The 15,907-nt window shown below is 68.9% G+C and carries 12 protein-coding genes and 1 pseudogene; 4 read left to right on the top strand and 9 right to left on the bottom strand.

Annotation, left to right across the window (positions count from 1 at the left end; translation table 11 throughout):
* Positions 1 to 141 precede the first annotated feature (141 nt).
* Positions 142 to 708 carry a TetR family transcriptional regulator gene (locus ACFYM6_RS21035; protein WP_387277827.1) on the bottom strand — a complete coding sequence of 189 codons (567 nt, stop codon included), beginning with the start codon at positions 706 to 708 and terminating at the stop codon, positions 142 to 144.
* Between the two features lie 89 nt (positions 709 to 797).
* On the opposite strand from ACFYM6_RS21035, the gene ACFYM6_RS21030 reads away from it, so the two are divergent.
* Positions 798 to 2,312 carry an FAD-dependent monooxygenase gene (locus ACFYM6_RS21030; RefSeq protein ID WP_387277825.1) on the top strand — a complete coding sequence of 505 codons (1,515 nt, stop codon included), beginning with the start codon at positions 798 to 800 and terminating at the stop codon, positions 2,310 to 2,312.
* A 317-nt stretch (positions 2,313 to 2,629) separates the two neighbouring features.
* On the opposite strand, the gene ACFYM6_RS21025 is transcribed toward ACFYM6_RS21030, so the two are convergent.
* Both ACFYM6_RS21025 and ACFYM6_RS21020 read right to left on the bottom strand, forming a co-directional pair.
* A complete protein-coding gene (locus ACFYM6_RS21025; protein WP_387277823.1) occupies positions 2,630 to 3,127 on the bottom strand; it encodes a GNAT family N-acetyltransferase in 498 nt (165 codons plus the stop codon).
* A gap of 153 nt (positions 3,128 to 3,280) precedes the next feature.
* Positions 3,281 to 3,877 carry a TetR/AcrR family transcriptional regulator gene (locus ACFYM6_RS21020; RefSeq protein WP_387277821.1) on the bottom strand — a complete coding sequence of 199 codons (597 nt, stop codon included), beginning with the start codon at positions 3,875 to 3,877 and terminating at the stop codon, positions 3,281 to 3,283.
* A gap of 47 nt (positions 3,878 to 3,924) precedes the next feature.
* Here ACFYM6_RS21020 and ACFYM6_RS21015 point away from each other — a divergent pair.
* Positions 3,925 to 4,470 (top strand): annotated as a pseudogene (locus ACFYM6_RS21015) (GNAT family N-acetyltransferase); the annotation flags it as partial.
* Between the two features lie 532 nt (positions 4,471 to 5,002).
* On the opposite strand, the gene ACFYM6_RS21010 reads toward ACFYM6_RS21015, so the two are convergent.
* Together ACFYM6_RS21010 and ACFYM6_RS21005 are read right to left on the bottom strand one after the other, a co-directional pair.
* Positions 5,003 to 6,172 (bottom strand): cytochrome D1 domain-containing protein, encoded by a 1,170-nt coding sequence (locus ACFYM6_RS21010; protein ID WP_387277819.1) that lies wholly within the window; start codon positions 6,170 to 6,172, stop codon positions 5,003 to 5,005.
* A 138-nt stretch (positions 6,173 to 6,310) separates the two neighbouring features.
* Positions 6,311 to 7,480 (bottom strand): DUF418 domain-containing protein, encoded by a 1,170-nt coding sequence (locus ACFYM6_RS21005; protein WP_387277817.1) that lies wholly within the window; start codon positions 7,478 to 7,480, stop codon positions 6,311 to 6,313.
* A gap of 603 nt (positions 7,481 to 8,083) precedes the next feature.
* On the opposite strand from ACFYM6_RS21005, the gene ACFYM6_RS21000 reads away from it, so the two are divergent.
* Positions 8,084 to 8,665 (top strand): alpha/beta fold hydrolase, encoded by a 582-nt coding sequence (locus ACFYM6_RS21000; RefSeq protein WP_387277816.1) that lies wholly within the window; start codon positions 8,084 to 8,086, stop codon positions 8,663 to 8,665.
* Positions 8,666 to 8,785: 120 nt separating this feature from the next.
* On the top strand, positions 8,786 to 9,307 hold the full coding sequence (locus tag ACFYM6_RS20995) for a hypothetical protein (protein ID WP_387277814.1): 522 nt from the start codon (positions 8,786 to 8,788) through the stop codon (positions 9,305 to 9,307).
* Positions 9,308 to 9,430: 123 nt separating this feature from the next.
* Here the strand turns inward: ACFYM6_RS20995 and ACFYM6_RS20990 are convergent, their stop codons facing one another.
* The 4 genes from ACFYM6_RS20990 to ACFYM6_RS20975 form a co-directional block, all read right to left on the bottom strand.
* Positions 9,431 to 11,443, bottom strand: coding sequence for a M14 family metallopeptidase (locus tag ACFYM6_RS20990; RefSeq protein ID WP_387277812.1), 2,013 nt, complete (start codon positions 11,441 to 11,443; stop codon positions 9,431 to 9,433).
* A gap of 423 nt (positions 11,444 to 11,866) precedes the next feature.
* Positions 11,867 to 12,610, bottom strand: coding sequence for an SDR family NAD(P)-dependent oxidoreductase (locus ACFYM6_RS20985; protein ID WP_387277810.1), 744 nt, complete (start codon positions 12,608 to 12,610; stop codon positions 11,867 to 11,869).
* A 74-nt stretch (positions 12,611 to 12,684) separates the two neighbouring features.
* Complete coding sequence (locus tag ACFYM6_RS20980; RefSeq protein WP_387277808.1) at positions 12,685 to 13,479, bottom strand: methyltransferase domain-containing protein; 795 nt, start codon at positions 13,477 to 13,479, stop codon at positions 12,685 to 12,687.
* 206 nt (positions 13,480 to 13,685) lie between these two features.
* Positions 13,686 to 15,815, bottom strand: coding sequence for an MMPL family transporter (locus ACFYM6_RS20975; RefSeq protein ID WP_387277807.1), 2,130 nt, complete (start codon positions 15,813 to 15,815; stop codon positions 13,686 to 13,688).
* Positions 15,816 to 15,907: the final 92 nt, after the last annotated feature.

Genomic DNA, 15,907 nt, shown 5'->3' with positions numbered 1-15,907 from the left:
CGACGGCGGCGTCGCTCGCCTAGGCTCGGAACGCCACGATCACCTGGGGTTCCTTGGCGAGAGCGCGCAGTACCAGCGCGGCGTAGCCGGCGTTTAGGCCAGCCGACGAGCGGGCTGAAGCCGGAGGCGAGCACGGCCGGCTCAGCGGGCACCGGTGAGGTAGCGCTCCAGGCTGGGGCCGACCCGGGCGGCGAGCTCGTCCGGCGTCATCGCCACGACGGGCGGTAGCTGCACGACGTACCGGCACAGGGCGAGGCCGAGGATCTGACTGGCGATGAGCCCGGCCCGCCGCCCGGCCTCGGCGGGGTCAGGGCAGCCGGCGGCGACGGCCGGGGCGACCTGGGTGGCGAAGATCTGCCGCATCCGCTCGGCGGCGGCGTTGTTTGTCACGGCCGCCCGCAGCAGCGCGGCGAGTGAGTCGTCCACCTCCCACCGGTGCAGGAAGTGGCGGACCAGCGCCTCGCCCAGCTTTTCCCGCGGGAGTTGGCGGGCGCCCGGCAGGTGCAGGTCGAACTCGGCCGCCGCGGCGAAGAGTTTCTCCTTGTTGCCGTAATAGCGCATCACCATCGCCGGGTCGATGCCGGCGTCGGCGGCGATCGCCCGGATGGTGGCCCGCTCGTATCCGTCGGCGGCGAACCGTTCTCTGGCGGCGCGCAGGATCGCCTCGCGGGTCGTGTCGGAGCGGCGGGCGCGGCTGGGAGCGGTCATGCCAACGAGTGTAGGTCAACGGGTGTTGACTCAATCTCGGGATGGGCCTACCGTCAATGTCAACGGTTGTTGACTTGCGGGGAGTTGTCATGATCAGCCAGCAGAACGACGTCGTGATCGTCGGCGCCGGCCCCACCGGTCTGCTGCTCGCCGGCGACCTGGCCGCCGCGGGCGTACGCACCACCGTGCTGGAACGCCGGTTTGAGGAGTCCAACCTCACCCGCGCCTTCGCGGTACACGCCCGCACCCTGGAGCAACTCGACGCCCGGGGACTGGCCGACGAACTGATCGCCACCGGTGCACAGGTGCCGTCGCTGCGACTCTTCGGCGGCGTCCGGATCGACCTCTCCTCACTGCCGAGCCGGCACCCGTTCGTGCTGATCACCCCGCAGTACCAGGTCGAGCGGCTGCTCCAGCGGCGGGCCATGGCGGCAGGTGCGAACCTGGTACGCGGCGCCGAGGTCACCGGCCTACGACAGGACGCCGACGGCGTCGACGTCGACGTGGCCACCCAGGACGGCCCGGTGACCGTGCGGGCGTCGTACGTCGTCGGGGCCGACGGCCTCCGCAGCCGCGTCCGCGCGGCCCTCGACCTGCCGTTCCCCGGCAAAGCCGTGGTCACCTCGCTCATGCTCGCCGACGTACGGCTGGCCGAACCGCCCCGGGACGTCCTGATGGTGAACGCGGTCGGCGACGCCTTCGCCTTCATCGCACCGTTCGGCGACGGCTGGTACCGCGTCTTCGCCTGGAACCGGCGCAACCAGCAGCCCGACAGCGTGCCGGAGGACCTCGCCGAGCTACGGGAGGTGACCCGCCAGGCGCTCGGCACCGACTTCGGCATGCACGACCCACGCTGGATGTCCCGCTTCCACAGCGACGAGCGGCAGACCCCGCAGTACCGGATGGGCCGCATCTTCCTCGCCGGAGACGCGGCGCACGTTCACTCGCCCGCCGGCGGCCAGGGCATGAACACCGGCCTGCAGGACGCGGCGAACCTCAGCTGGAAACTCGCCGCCGCGGTGCACGACCAGGCCACGGACGGGCTGCTGGACACCTACCACGCCGAACGGCACCCGGTCGGCCGAATGGTGCTGCGCGGCAGCGGCGCGATCATCCGGCTGGCCCTGATCCGATCACGGCCGGCCCAGGCGGCCCGCACCATCCTCCTCCGCACCGCGCTGCGGCTCAGACCGACCAGGCAAAGGATGGCCGGCATGATCTCCGGTGTCGGCATCCGGTACGCCGCCCCGCGCGGCACGCACCCACAAGTCGGCACCCGCGCGGAGGACCTACCGCTCGCCGGTGACCAGGCCAGCGGACGGCTCGCCGAGGTGCTGCGCGGCGGCAGGTTCGTCCTCCTCGTGCCCGCCGGGATCGACGCATCCGCCGCGCAAGCCTGGGGCGCCCGGGTCCGGGTGGCCACCCCGGCGGCGGACACGCCGCTCACCCTGGTCCGCCCCGACGGGTATATCGCCTGGGTGTCCGAGGAGACCGACCCCGGCCGACGGGATGAGCAGCTACGCGCCGCGCTCGGCGAGTGGTGTGGCGCGCCGGTCGTGTCGCAGGATTCCCATGCGGTCCGGTCGAGAGCCGGGCGGGATTGACATCGTCTCCCGCCTACAGGCGGGAGATGCCCGCTTTCAGCGCCGTGCGTCGACGAAGCTGGGTGGGTGCGTCGACAGGCCGCCTTCTGGTTCCTGTCCCCGACTGCCCGCCCGGCCGAAGGCGTCGCCACTGCGCCGGTCTGGTACTTCCATGCGATCGCGTCGATCACCTGCCGTGATCGCGCCGCAGGCCGCCACGACGGGGTGACCGGTCAGGGAGCAACGGCTCGATCCACGCCCACTGGGCATCCGTCAACGACATCCACACAACGATCAGACGATCTTCATGGCATGATCCAGGCGCCGCATCGGACGTGTCACGAGGCGCGCGGCAGCGCGAGCCAGTCCTGCCAGGTAATGTCGCGGCCCAGATAGCGGGGCTGCTGGAAGGGCCAGTCGGCGGCGATCCATTGCGGCACCAGCGCGTCGAGCGCGCGCTCCACCTCGCCGCCTACGAGGTCGTCCACCACCCACCAGGAGATCTCCCCGTCGGAGCCGGTGCGCTCGGGCGGGTCGATGTAGACGCAGCCGAGAATCGCGGTCTCCTCCTCGTCCAGCAGCGCGTAGTTGAACGACTGGTGCGCGGCTATCTCCTTCTCGTGCCGCAGCAAGTCGATGCGGTCCTCTTCATAGGTCATCGTCTCCTTGGGCCAACCCCAGGCCGGGCCGAAGATCTCCCACAAGCGCTCTCGGGAGCCCATCACGGCGGGGTAGTCGCGCGCGGCGTCCGCCTCCCGGATCGGCCGTAGGTGAAGCGTGGTGTTGGGCAGCGGCACGTAGACGGGGTGGACGTAGTCCTCAGGCAGCCAGCTCATGGGGGCCGAGGCTACCGCCGGTCGGTGCGGGGTGATCCAGGCGGCTGGACCAGGTGATCCAAGCGACAGGCCCCCGGGCGGTAGGGGCGGGTTCTAAATGCTTAAGCGGAAAGGGACTCCTTGCCGCTGGCGAGTGCCGGCGCGAGTAGATGGTCATGCGGTTCCGCGGGTGAGCGCTGCGAGGAAGTCGTCGACGAGTCGGGTCTGTGTCGCGGCCGGCAGCCGCTCGGGGTCGAAAAGTGCCTGGACCACCAGGCCGTGGGTGAACGACAGCACGATGATCGCGAGCCGGCCCGGGTCCCCGTCGGGAAGTTCGCCCAGTTGTTGCGCTTCCTCGATGGAGGCGCGCAGGCCTGCGCGGATACGTTCGTAGCGAAGGCTCTGGGCGGCGAACAGGTCGGGGTCGGACAGGGCGACGTCCCAGGAGCCGACCCAGATCCGGTTCATCGCCGCTGCGGCGGGGGTCAGCGGGAGGATGTTGAGCATCTGCGTGCGCAGCGCCGCCAGTCCGGGTGCGGGAGCGGCCCGCCGGGGGCGGTGCGCGGTGCGCTCCTCGAGGATGTCGAGGGCGTGGGCGATGAGTTCGCGCTTGCCCGCGAAGTAGTGGGTGACCAGTCCGGTCGAGGAGCCCAGGGCTGCTGCTACGGCCCGCATGGTGAGGCCGCCGAAACCGTGCTCGGCCAGGACCTGCCAAACCGCCTCGGAGACGTCCTGGCGGCGGGAGTCATGGTCGGTGCGTGCGGGGCTCATGGCCTGCTAGCGTACATGCCGAACGTTTGTTATGTACGGAGGTCATGATGTTCGCGCTGCCCCTCGCCGACTCGGCCGTGCTGCGCCCACTGGAACCGTGGCAGGCCGAGGAGTTTCTCGCACACCTGGACCGGGCGCGCGAGCACATCGCGCCGTGGGTCTCGCCCGCCTTCGTTGCCCGCGACGTCGGCGAGGCTCGAGCGGTGCTGCAGCGTTACGCGGACAAGCGGGCTCAGGACGGCGGCGGCATCTGGGGCATCTGGCTGGACGGCCGCCTGGTCGGCGGGGTCATGTTCGTCTCCTTCGACACCGCGCTGCGCGTCTGCGAAGCGGGCTGCTGGCTGGAGCCCGGCGCACAGGGCCGCGGGCTGATCACTCGCGCTGCAGAGCGGATCATCGACTGGGCCGTCGAAGAACGCGGCATTGCTCGCGTCGAGTGGCGCACCAACGCGCGCAACGAGCGCAGCATCGCAGTCGCGCAGCGGCTGGGCATGAGCCGCGACGGAACGCTGCGTCAGGTCTACCCGGACGGCGCGGGCGGACGGATCGACCTCGAGATCTGGTCCGTGCTGGCCGACGAGTGGCAGGCCCGCCACGCCGGCCGACCGGCCCCTCTCGCCTCCAGGGGCATCATGTCCGCTGCTGTGAAGGCCGAACTCGACGGCCTCATGGCCACCTTCCTGGGCGCCTTCGCCAACCCGGGCGGCGCCCGGCCGAACGTCGAGGCGATCTACGAGGTGTTCATCCCCGAAGGGATGATCATCAACAACGTCGGAGCAACCCCGGTGATCTACGACCTGTGCCAGTTCGTCGAACCTCGCGAGAAGATCCTCACCGACGGGACGCTGACCGAGTTCCGGGAATGGGAGACCTCGGAGACCACCGAAATCTACGGCGCGATCGCCCACCGGTTCAGCGAGTACCACAAGTCCGGCTACCTCAACGGCGAGTGGTTCGAGGGCCGGGGCATGAAGGCGACCCAGTTCGTCAAAACCCCGTCGGGCTGGAAGTTGAGCTCGCTGGCCTGGGATGACGACCCCGCCTGCGAACCCGCCGCGACAGATTCTTGAGCGCGACGGAGCACGGAAGCGGCTGCCGCGGCCGGCCCGGCCGCGACCGGTCGGCCTACCGGATGTTCCCGGTGTGGCCGAGGGAGTAGCGGCCGGGTTGGGGCCAGATGGTGAGGCCGTGTGGGCCTCGGCCGACGGGGATTCGGGCTAGTAGTTTGCCGTTGTCGGTGTTCAGGACGTATACCTCGTCGTGGTAGCGGCCGGAGAGCCAGAGTTGTTTGCCGTCGGCGGAGAGGCCGCCCATGTCGGGGCTGCCGCCGCCGGGGATCCGCCAGGTGGTGGTGGGTTTCAGGGTGGTCAGGTCGAGGACGGTGACGCTGCCTTCGTCGCGGTTGGTGACGTAGGCGAGTCGGGCGTCGCGGCTGAAGTAGATGCCGTGGGCGCCTCGGCCGGTGCGGATGAACCCGGTCTGGCGGGTGGCCTGGCCGTCGAAGACGTATACGCCGTGGGCGTGCATGTCGGCGACCAGGAAGTGTTGCCCGTCGGGGGTGAGTCGGGTGTCCTGGGGCATGCCGTCGGAGGCCTCGGTGAGCCGGAAGTCACGCAGCTTGCGGAGGCTGGTGGTGTCCAGGACCAGTACCCGGTTGGCGAACTCGCAGCTGAACAGCATGGTCTTGCCGTCGGCGGTGTAGTCCATGTGGTTGATGCCGCCGCACTCGGGGAACCGGACCGACCGCACCCGCTGCCAGGTGCTCAGGTCGTAGAAGTCGAGCCGCTGGTACGCCTCGGCGACCACGATGGCCTGCCTGCCGTCGGGGGTGAAGTAGAGGTTGTAGACGTCTTCGAGCTTGCGAAACCCGCCCGGGTCGCCGGTGCGCGCGTCGATCGGGACCAGGCCACCGTTGGGGATCTGGCTGGAGGCCACATAGAGCGTGCGCAGGTCGTAGGAGGGCACCACGTGCTGCGGCTCCGGCCCGCCGGGGAACTTCCGCACCACCTTGAACGTCGCCGGGTCGATCACCCACACGTCGTTGCTCTTCGTGTTCGGCACATAGACCGCCGGCCGGTCCCCGCGCACCGGGGCGGCGAGCTGGTCGGGGCCGGCCGCGGCGTAGACGTTGCCGGCCGCCGGATAACTCGGCATCCCCGACACCAGCGGCCCGAACGACCCGCCCGCCGACGGGCTGGTCACCGCCTCCCGGGTGGGCGCCCGGTCGGTGCAGGCCAGCAGCCCGGCCGACAGAACCAGGACCGGGACGGCAGCCAACACCTGTCGACGGGACACTTGTTCACGATAACGGACAAAAGCCTGCCGAGGCGGGGAGGGTCGCCGTCTCCACTACGGCGGTGATGACGACTGGCCACCAGGTCCGGGGGTCGGGTGCGGTCGTCCGGCTCGACCACGGTGGCTTCCGCGTCGGACTTATCGGCGCCACGCCGGCCGTTCGGCGTTGGTCACCGCCCGGAGGATCCACTCGACCGGGCCGTACCGGTGGGTCCTCATCCAGCGAGCGCTCAGCACAAGCTGTGCGGCGAAGATGCCAAGTGCGATGGCCAGTACGCCGGCCGGCGGTACCTGGCCGATCAGCCCGAGACCGAGCCCGGTGAAGATCAGAGCACAGATCAGGGACTGGCTCAGGTAGTTGGTCAACGCCATCCGGCCGGCCGGTGCGAGCGCGGCCGATATGTGACGCCCCGTCGGTGTCTGGAACAGCCGCAGCATCGTGGCGGCGTACGCCGCCGCCAGCGCCGTCCCGGTGAGGGTGGCCAAGGCAAGGCCCTCGACCGTGGTGCGGCCGCCCAGGGCTACGACGGCAAACGCGCCGGCGAGACCAACCGGGTATCCAACGCGCTGGATCAGGCGCAGAGCGCGAGTGTGTGGCGACACGTCGGCCAGCATCCGGCGACGGCCGGCGGCGAGCCCCAGAAGGAACATGGCCAGGGCGACCGGTCCCTGCAGCCTCGCCGTCCCGACGATCATGTGCGGTATCGAACGGACGTTCTGGGTGATGACGGAGGCCGGCCCGCCGGCCAGCGCCGCTGTGACGCTTTCCCCGGCCTTGAGGGCGGCCGACTGCTCGACCGGCGGCGCCTCCGCCAGAGCCATCGAGCCGAAGGAAAGTACGACGACCCCCACGAGCAGGCCGGTCAGGATCACCGCCGTGCGCGGTCGGATCGGGTGCACGGCGAGTAAAACCAGCCCGAGTACGGCGTAGGTGGTGAGGATGTCGCCGTGGAAGAGCAGCACGGCGTGCAGTCCGCCAAGCACGAACAGGCCGGCCAGCCGGCGCAGGAATCGCGGCCGGAAGGCGGTGTCCCGGCGCCGCGCCGCGTCGAGTTGGAGCGTGAAGCTGTAACCGAACAGGAATGAGAAGAGCAGGTAGAACTTCATCTCGAACAGCAGCGCCACGCTGTCGTGGATCCGATGGTCAAGCCAGGAGGGGTACGCCGGGTCAGGGATGCGGTGGAACACGTAGCCCGAGGCGAAGTACCAGATGTTGACCAGCAGGATGCCGAACAACGCGAATCCCCGCAGCGCGTCCACGTCCAGGATCCGGTCGAACGCATCACTGCTCGGTGGCGTCCGAGCCATAGGCCCCTTTACCCCCGGGACAGCGGTGTTCACCACGGCCCGAGCAGGACCCGCAGGCCGCCGCCTCACAACCGCCGGTCCCCGTCGCCCCGGTCTTTCTTCCCGTCGCGATGTCGGCACAACGGGGCATCAACAAGGGTTAAAGATCGTTCGCCCGTCCAACCTTCCCGTCACCTGTAGTCCCGGACGGAACGGGCACCCTTGGGCTTTTCCCGAGCTTCACACCCAACTGAGGACCAAGCCACCCATGCTGGGACTGGACAGGTCACGAACACGCTGAACGGGACTTCGCGGGCGAGCTGCACGTCACGCCGGCTCAGCCGTTCCAGCTGCTACTCCACCACGAGCAGGTGTGCCGGACGCCCGGCAAGGAGGCAACAGGCGCTGCTGAGCCACCAAATCCTAATGCTCCCCGGGTGCCGGACTCGAACCTTGCTTCGAAGGCATGTGGGTGCGGTTGGGACGCGTCGTCCTGGGCCGCCCATACACCTACGCTTGCGGCATGAGGGACCCCAGCTCGCACCGGACTCCCGCCGCGCCGGACCTCCCGATGCCGGCGGCGGTACCAGATCCGGATCGTCACGAGCGCGCAGGAGGATCGTCATGGCAGGGATCCGGCAGATCTTGTTCATCCAGGGCGGCGGCGCGGGCGCGCACGACGAGTGGGACGACAAGCTGTTCGACAGCTTGAGGCGGGAGCTCGGGGACGGGTACGAGGTCCGCTACCCGCGCATGCCCGACGAGCACGACCCGAGCTATGCCAGGTGGAGCGCGGCCATCCGGCGTGAGATGACGGCCTTGGACGACGGCGCGGTCGTCGTCGGCCATTCGGTGGGCGGGACGATCCTCATCAACGCGCTCGCCGAGCGGCCACCGGAGCCGGAGAAGCTCAGGGCGATCGTGCTGATCGCCGCTCCGTTCGTCGGTGCGGGCGGCTGGCCCGGCGACGAGTTCGAGCTGCCGCACGACCTCGGTGCGAGGCTGCCGCAAGGCGCGCCGGTGCATGTGTTCCACGGACTTCAGGACGATACTGCCCCACCGTCGCATGCTGACCTGTACGCCCGCGCCATCCCACAGGCACAGCTGCACCGGCTGCCCGGGCGCGATCACCAGATGGACAATGACCTGAGCGAGGTGGCGAAGACGATCAGTCCTGACGACCTCGGACCCGTCGCCAAGGGATAGCGAAGAAGGTGTGAGGCAAGTTCCGGTGATCCCGCCCACCACCTGCCCACGCCGACGGAGCGGCCCGCCCTGCCCAGCAAACTCCCGGACATCGCCACCCTGGAGGTAGATCATGTGTCGATGACCAGTGGAGCGGAGCTTACCGGCCTCCAGGAAGCCGCGACTCTGTGGAGCGTGGGTTCCGCCCCCGCAACTGACGTGATCGATGCCGCCTGCGCCTGCCTGGCAGCAGGCGCAGATACCCCGACCCTCCGAATCCTGGCCGGCGTCTCGCCTGTCAAGGGCAGCGAGAGTGACGAGCTGCGCCGCTGGCTGCCAGGCGCGCTGACGGAGCTTTCCCAGGCCTACTACCGCGTAGGAAGCCGAGAAGGGGAAGAGGAAGCCCTCCGGGTCATGGCCCGACGGCTGCTCGCCAAGAGCATCACACCTCGCGACCTCACGTCCTGGGCATCCGGGTTCATCACCTACGACGGAACTCCCCTGGCAATGGAGCTCATCGACCTCGAGAACACGTACGACTACCTTGACGCCGTCTACGAATGGCGGCCGTACACGAGCACCGTGGCCGAGGATGTCGACACAAAGGTCATCGTTGAAGCACGGCGCCTGCTCGGCGACGCCACCACAGCCGTGGTCGGCTGAGCTGCGGGCCCTCTCCGAGCACGTCGCCGATCTTGTGCTTCTGGGCCGCCGCTTCCGGCCTACCCGGGTCCGAATGCCGGCGGTCCCCACCCCGCTGGCGGGGGTGGGGACCGCGAAAGCCGATCAGTTCAGGCGTACGGATGTGGTATCGAGACCGCCGCGAACGCTCACGGCCTTCACCGCGACGGTGTCGCTGCTGGTCTTGATCACCCGGAGGCGGACCTTCTGCTTGTCGCCGCCGTCCAGGTAGAACTGCGGCGCGGCGCCGACGGTGCGGGCACCTTCGACCTTGACGGTGTCCGGAGCGACGATCTTGATTTCCTTTGCCTGCTCGAGAGCGGTCGGAATGCGGCCGGTGTTGTTGACAGTCGCCGTGATCTCGTGCGTCGCGCCGTCGCTCTGCGTACCCGTGAGCTTCTTGGCGGTGACCTCGGTCAGGTCGACCTGCGGCAGTGAATCGATCAGATACAGGTTGAACCGGGCCTGGTTGGCAGCCCACTCACCGATCAGATCGGCGGACGGGTTCTGCGACCAGAACTTCGGGTTGATCCCGCCGATCTCGACCTTCCCCAGCTTGGGGTGTTGCACCTCGGTCCACGGCAGGAAGCAGTTCGTGCGGCCGTTCTCGGCGCACCACCGCGACCGCTCCCAGTCGGCGTACCGGCCGTCCTTGTCGTAGTCGGTGTAGTCACCGCCGTTCCAGATCTCGTCGCCGTACCAGACCGCGCCGTACTGGAAGTAGCCGAAGTCCGGGCCGTGCCCGAACAGGGGAGTCGGCTGGCCACCGTTGCGCGTGGCGTAGTCGATGTAGACGCTTCCCGTGTTCCGGTAGCCGGTGAACGAGGCGCCCGCCTTGTCGAAGTGCTCGTAGAGCTTGCGGTCGCTCGCGTACATGCACTCCACGGGGTCGCAGGTCGACGGGCCCCGCAGATGCATGGGCACGCGGGTGTCCATGCTGTTCACCGCGGCGATGTTCGTGTGCGACATCAGCCAGGTGTATACATGCCGGGTTTCCGGCTCCGACAACGGGTATTCGCCGGCCCCACCCTGGGTCAGGTTCCGGCCGGTCGCGTCGTCCGCCGGCATGACATGCCAGTTGTACGGGTAGTTGCGGTGCAGGTCGAGGCCGCCGATGCCGTCCTCGTTGTAGCGGCCGTCGCCGTCGTTGTCGACGCCCTCGGAGAACATCAGGTAGTCGCCCTTGCCCGCGCCGACACTGAGCATCGCGTTCCCGGCCGGATCCCGCTCGTCGACGACGTGGGTGCCCTTGCCCGCGCCGACGTACTGGCGCATCTGACTCAGGTACCCGTCACCGTTGAGGTCCTCGCCCGGATCCTCGTCGCGCTTGCCGTCACCGTCACTGTCGTCCGGCCGCACCGTCGACCGGTTCGTCTGGGCCGTGTACAGGTACATGTCGTGCCCGTCGGGGTTGTTGACCGGCCGGATGTACACCGTCTTCTCGTCGAGCAGCTTGTCGACCTTCGCGTCCTTGCCCGCCTGGGTGATGAGGTGGTTCGCCAGCCACAGCGAACTCTCGGCGGACGAGACCTCGCCCGAGTGGCGGTTCCCCTCGAAGTAGGCCGCTGGCTTGTCGGTGTCGGCGCCGGTGGACTTGTCGGTGATGGTCAACTGGTAGATCGGCTGCCCGCTGTAGCTTTCGCCAACGATGTGCAGGTCGACGATGTCTGGGCGCTCGTGGGCCCACTTCTTCAGCCACCACTGGATTTCGATGCCGGTGTGGAAGTGCGCGAAGTCCATCTGGCCCGGGTTCTTCGGCTTCACCTGGTCGTACTTGACGACCTTGAACGTGCTCTCTCCGTCCCGCTGCCCGGCGATCGTGATGGTGGCGGAGGTGGGCGTCACGCTGCCGGGGAAAGGGCCCGGATCCTGCGGCGGCTGCAGGCCGACGGCGTAGGCGGGGGCCGCGGACATGGCCGCGTCGTCAAGCCCCTGCGCGGCGGCTGGCCCCCACAGCTGCGCGGTGCCGAGGATCAGGGCGCCCGCAGCCAGGGGCGCCAGTATGGAGACCGGGCGGATGCGCTGCAGGAGGCGCGCTTTTGGTGTGTGCTGGATCGGTGTGTCGTGCGAGGAGGCTTCTCGCTGACCGGATGAGTTATGTGAGGCGTCGGAACCCAAGGCAATCTCCCACTGTCACGTCAGCGCGCTCTCGTGCCCAGCAGGCACGACAGTCGCGCTGGGTAAGGGGGTGGCCACCCTTTGTACTCGAGTTCCGATCACCGTAGTCGATCATCAGACAGATGTAAATGCTTGATTGACGTTGACTCCTTACTGCCGCGCCCAGCGCTTGCCGGGTGGCCGGCCCCCGGCTGCTCGCCCCGCCGCAGGCCGATCCGGGGGAGCGCCGTCTCCGGCGAGAATGAGCCGTACCGGTGGAGCCGTGACGACGACGCGACACCGGCTCAACCTCAACCATCCGGAGTAGCGCCGAGATCTCCCGGCTCACCCGACTAAAAAGGAGCTGCGGCCCGTCCCCGACACGACGGGTAGGGACGGGCCGCAGGTGCGCGCACGGGTGGGCCAACGGCGGTGAGCCGATGATCAGATGGTGAAGCCGCCATCGACGTTGATCGTCGCACCGGTGATGTAACGCCCCTCCGGACCGGCGAGGAACGCCACCGCGGCGGCCACGTCGGCTGGTTCCGCGTAGTGGCCGAGGGCGGTGAATCCGTTGATCGTGTCGGCGTTAGGGCCGTCGGCCGGATTCAGTTCGGTGTTCGTGGCCCCTGGGTTCACGAGATTCACGGTGATCGCCCTGCCGCCGAGTTCACGTCCGAGCGCCTTGGTCAGGCCGATCAGCGCGGTCTTGCTCATCGCGTACAGCGAAAAGCCCGGGAAGACCGCCCGCTCGGCCATGTTGCTGCCGATGTTGATGATCCGTCCACCGGCCGACATGCGGCGCACCGCAGCTTGCGAGGCCACGAACGGTGCCCGGACGTTGACCGCGACGGTCTGCTCGAACTCTTCCAGGCTCAGTTCCTCCAGCGGTCCGAGCAGAAACGCGCCGGCGTTGTTGACGAGGATGTCCAACCGACCCAGCTCACCGGCGACCCGGTCCACCGCGGCGATCACTGCCGCCGGATCGGCACTGTCGGCCTGCACGGCGATCGCTCGCCGTCCCGCGGCCTTGATCTGGTCCACCACATCGTCGGCGCGCTGCTGATTCCGCTGGAACGTCAGCGCCACGTCGGCACCTTCTTCGGCCAGGCGTAGCGCCACTGCGGCGCCAATGCCACGACCACCGCCGGTAACCAGAGCCACCTTGCCATCAAGTGCGTTGTTCATGAGGCAAAGCCTGGTCGACGAAACCCCAGCCGTCCGGCGGTGATCGGACGCCGCGTTCGGCGCTACTCCCGGCCTCAGGGTTTCCGGCCCCAGGCCGAGATCATGGGCGAGGTGGCGAGATCGAGGAGCCCCGCCGCGACGTTGTCGAGATGCCGGTCGACTTCTTCGTCGGTAGCCAGGCCTGCGGCGACCAGCCGGTCGCGGATCTGCGCCACGGTGGCCTGCTCCAGCAGGGTGCAGGCAGCGCCGGCCATCGGGAAGAAGGCGTCGGCTTCGACGCCGACGAGTCCCGCGCCGCGCAGCAACCGAGGCAGCGTGCGCCCGTACGACAGGTCCACACCACGCTGAACCATCAGCGTGCGGAAGTCCCGCTTGAGTTTGTTGGCCAGCCGCTGGGCCGGCCCCGACTCGTCCGGGCAGACCAGCGGCTGCATGATCGGGTCGGCCTCCTCCACCAGCAGCCAGCCGCCGGATCGCAGCGCCGAGATCATGGCGGCCAGTGCTGCGGCACGCTGTGGCACGTGCACCAGGACGAGGCGCGCGTGCACCAGGTCGAATCCGTCCGCTGGCGGCGGCTCGACGCCGACGTCGTGGCGGCGGACCTCGTAGCCAGCGTCGGCGGCAGCGGTCATCCACGAGACGTCTATGTCGGTGGCGAGCACGTGCCCCGCCGGGCCGACGCGTGCGGCGAGCCAGGACGGCACGCTGGGGCCTCCGGCACCGACTTCCCAACACCGCCAGCCGTCCGCGATGCCGAGCGCGTCGATGTGCCGGAACGTGGAAGGGTCGAACAGCGCCGCCAGGGCGCCAAAGCGCGTCCCCGCTTCCGCCTGCTGATTGTCGAGCAGATAACCGCTGTCGTCGGCCACGTCCGCATCATCCCTCTCGCCGATGTTCAGGTTCAGCCACGCCGCGCGGAGCGACTTTGGCCGGCGAGCGGAGCAGCACGCTCAGATGCTGCCAGCAGAGCAGGGTGTCCGCGGCGCACCCACCCGTAGGCATCCTCCTAGGATGCCTACGGGTGGTGTGGTCAGCCGCCCGCCCGCGGGTTTCCACAGGCGGACGCGGGGAAGGGTCAGACTCCCACCTCGGCCTGTGCGGCCGTGGCCGCCTTCGGTGAGCGGCGCCCGGGCATCCACCAGTTGGCCTCGCCGCACAGTTCCATCACCGCGGGGACGAGGACCATCCGAATGATGGTCGCGTCGACGAGCACGGCGATCGCCATGCCCAGACCGATCTGCTTGACCGAGACGTCGGGGCCGAGCACGGCGGTCGTGAAGATGGCGATCATGATGGCGGCTGCGGCCGTGATGACCTTGGCGGTGCGCGCCAGCCCGCGAGCGACGGCCGTCCGGGTGTCGCCGGTGCGCTCGTACTCCTCACGGATCCGCGAGATCAGGAAGACCTCGTAGTCCATCGACAGGCCGAACAGGAGTGGGAACATCATCATCGGTACCCAGGTCGTGATCGGCATGTCGGTGGGGAAACCGAGGGCCGAGCCGAGCCATCCCCACTGCACGATCGCGACCAGCACGCCGTAGGCGGCGCCGATCGACAGCAGGTTCATCACGGCGGCCTGCAGCGCGATCGTGACCGACCGGACCAGCACGACCAGCAGCAGCAGGGACAGCGCGATGACGACCGTGATCATCAAGGGTAGGCGGGAGCTGGTGTCCGCGGCGAAGTCGATCGTGCCGGCGTTCGGGCCGCCGAGGTAGACCGCCTTGCCGCCGGATGTCTTGGACAGCACGTCGTGGCGGAGCTTGTGCACCAGGTCCGCGGTCGCCTTGTCCTGGTATCCGGTCGTGGGGAAGGCCATGAAGATGGCGGCCTGCCCGTCCTTGCTGATCCGCGGCTGAGTGGCGTAGGCGACGCCCTCGGTCTTCCTGACCGCTGCGACGACGGAACTCAGACCGGCGTCCGTGGAGTCGACCTCGGTGGCGAAGATCAGGGGTGCGCCGTAGCCGGGCCCGAAGCCCTCGGAGAGGATCTCGTATGAGGTGTAGCTGCTCCGGTCGCGGGGCTGGACGCTGGCGTCGGGCAGGCTCAGCCGCATCGACAGCGCGGGGGCGGCCAGCACCAGCAGACTCGCGCCGGCCAGGAGCGCGGCGACCAGCGGCTTGCGCTGCACCACGCCGGCCCAACGCTCGGCGGGGGTACGGCGCTCCCGGGACGGGACCCCGCCGGCCCCGCGCCGGCGGGACGTGCGACGGGGCAGGCGCAGCGAGTTGATCCGGTGGCCGATGAAGCCGAGGAACGCAGGCAGCAGGGTAACCGCGGCGATCATCGTCACCAGCACCGTCACCGACGCGCCGATGGCCACGCCGGTCATCATCTTCTGTCCCATGGCGATCAGGCCCAGCAGTGCGATCAAGACGGTCGTGCCGGCGAACAGCACCGCGTGACCTGCGGTGGTGATGGCCTTGACCGTGGCGCTCTCGGGCTCGTCGCCGTCCTGCAGGCTGTCCCGGTAGCGGGTCAGGATGAACAGTGCGTAGTCGATGCCGACACCGAGCCCGATCAACGAGCAGACGAGCACCGTGAAATCCGGCGAGGGGACCACGTGCCCCACGAGCTTCATCAGGGCGATGCCGCCGAGGACCGCCATCAGTCCGGTCACGAGCGGCAGGCCCATCGCCACCAGCGACCCGAAGGCGATGAACAAGACCACCGCCGCCGTCAGGAGGCCCACACCCTCGGCCGGGCCCTGCGGTGGTGTCTCCGCCTTCTCCGCCTTCTCCCCGCCCAGCCCCAGCGTCACGCCGCCGCCGGAGGCGTCCTTGACCCTGTCCACCAGGGGCTTGACCTCAGTCTTCGCCACATCCTTGTCGGTCAGCGGGACGGTGGTACGGGCGATACGGCGATCCCTCGTCACCAGATTCTCGTCCTGATAGGGCGAGATCACCGGCCCGGTGATGGGTGAGGCGTCCAGATCGGCGATGACCTTCTCGATCTTCTGCCGGGCGACGGGGTCGTCGATCCCGTTCTCCGCCTTGATCGCGAGAGTCAGCGTGTCCCCTTGCTGCTCGGGGAAGTGCTTCTCGATCAGTACCTGCGCCTTGGCGGAATCGGAGTCTCCACCGGCGTAGTCGTTGTCGGAGGCGGCGCCGTAGCTGAAGCCGACGAACGCCACGGCGATCACGCCGACGATCCAGGTCAGGAGGACCAGGCCGCGGCGCCGGAAACAGAACCGGGCTAGTCCCAACGCCGTTCAGTTAGGCGTGGGCGTGGCTGGTCAAGGGGCGTGTTGATCGGGGAGTGAGAAGCGGGGTTCCGGTATCAAGGTTTGTCACTCCA

This window comes from Micromonospora sp. NPDC006431 (assembly GCF_042870725.1).
GTDB lineage: Bacteria > Actinomycetota > Actinomycetes > Mycobacteriales > Micromonosporaceae > Micromonospora.
Note: the sequence above shows the minus strand (reverse complement) of the source record. Positions and strands in the feature narration are given on the sequence as shown.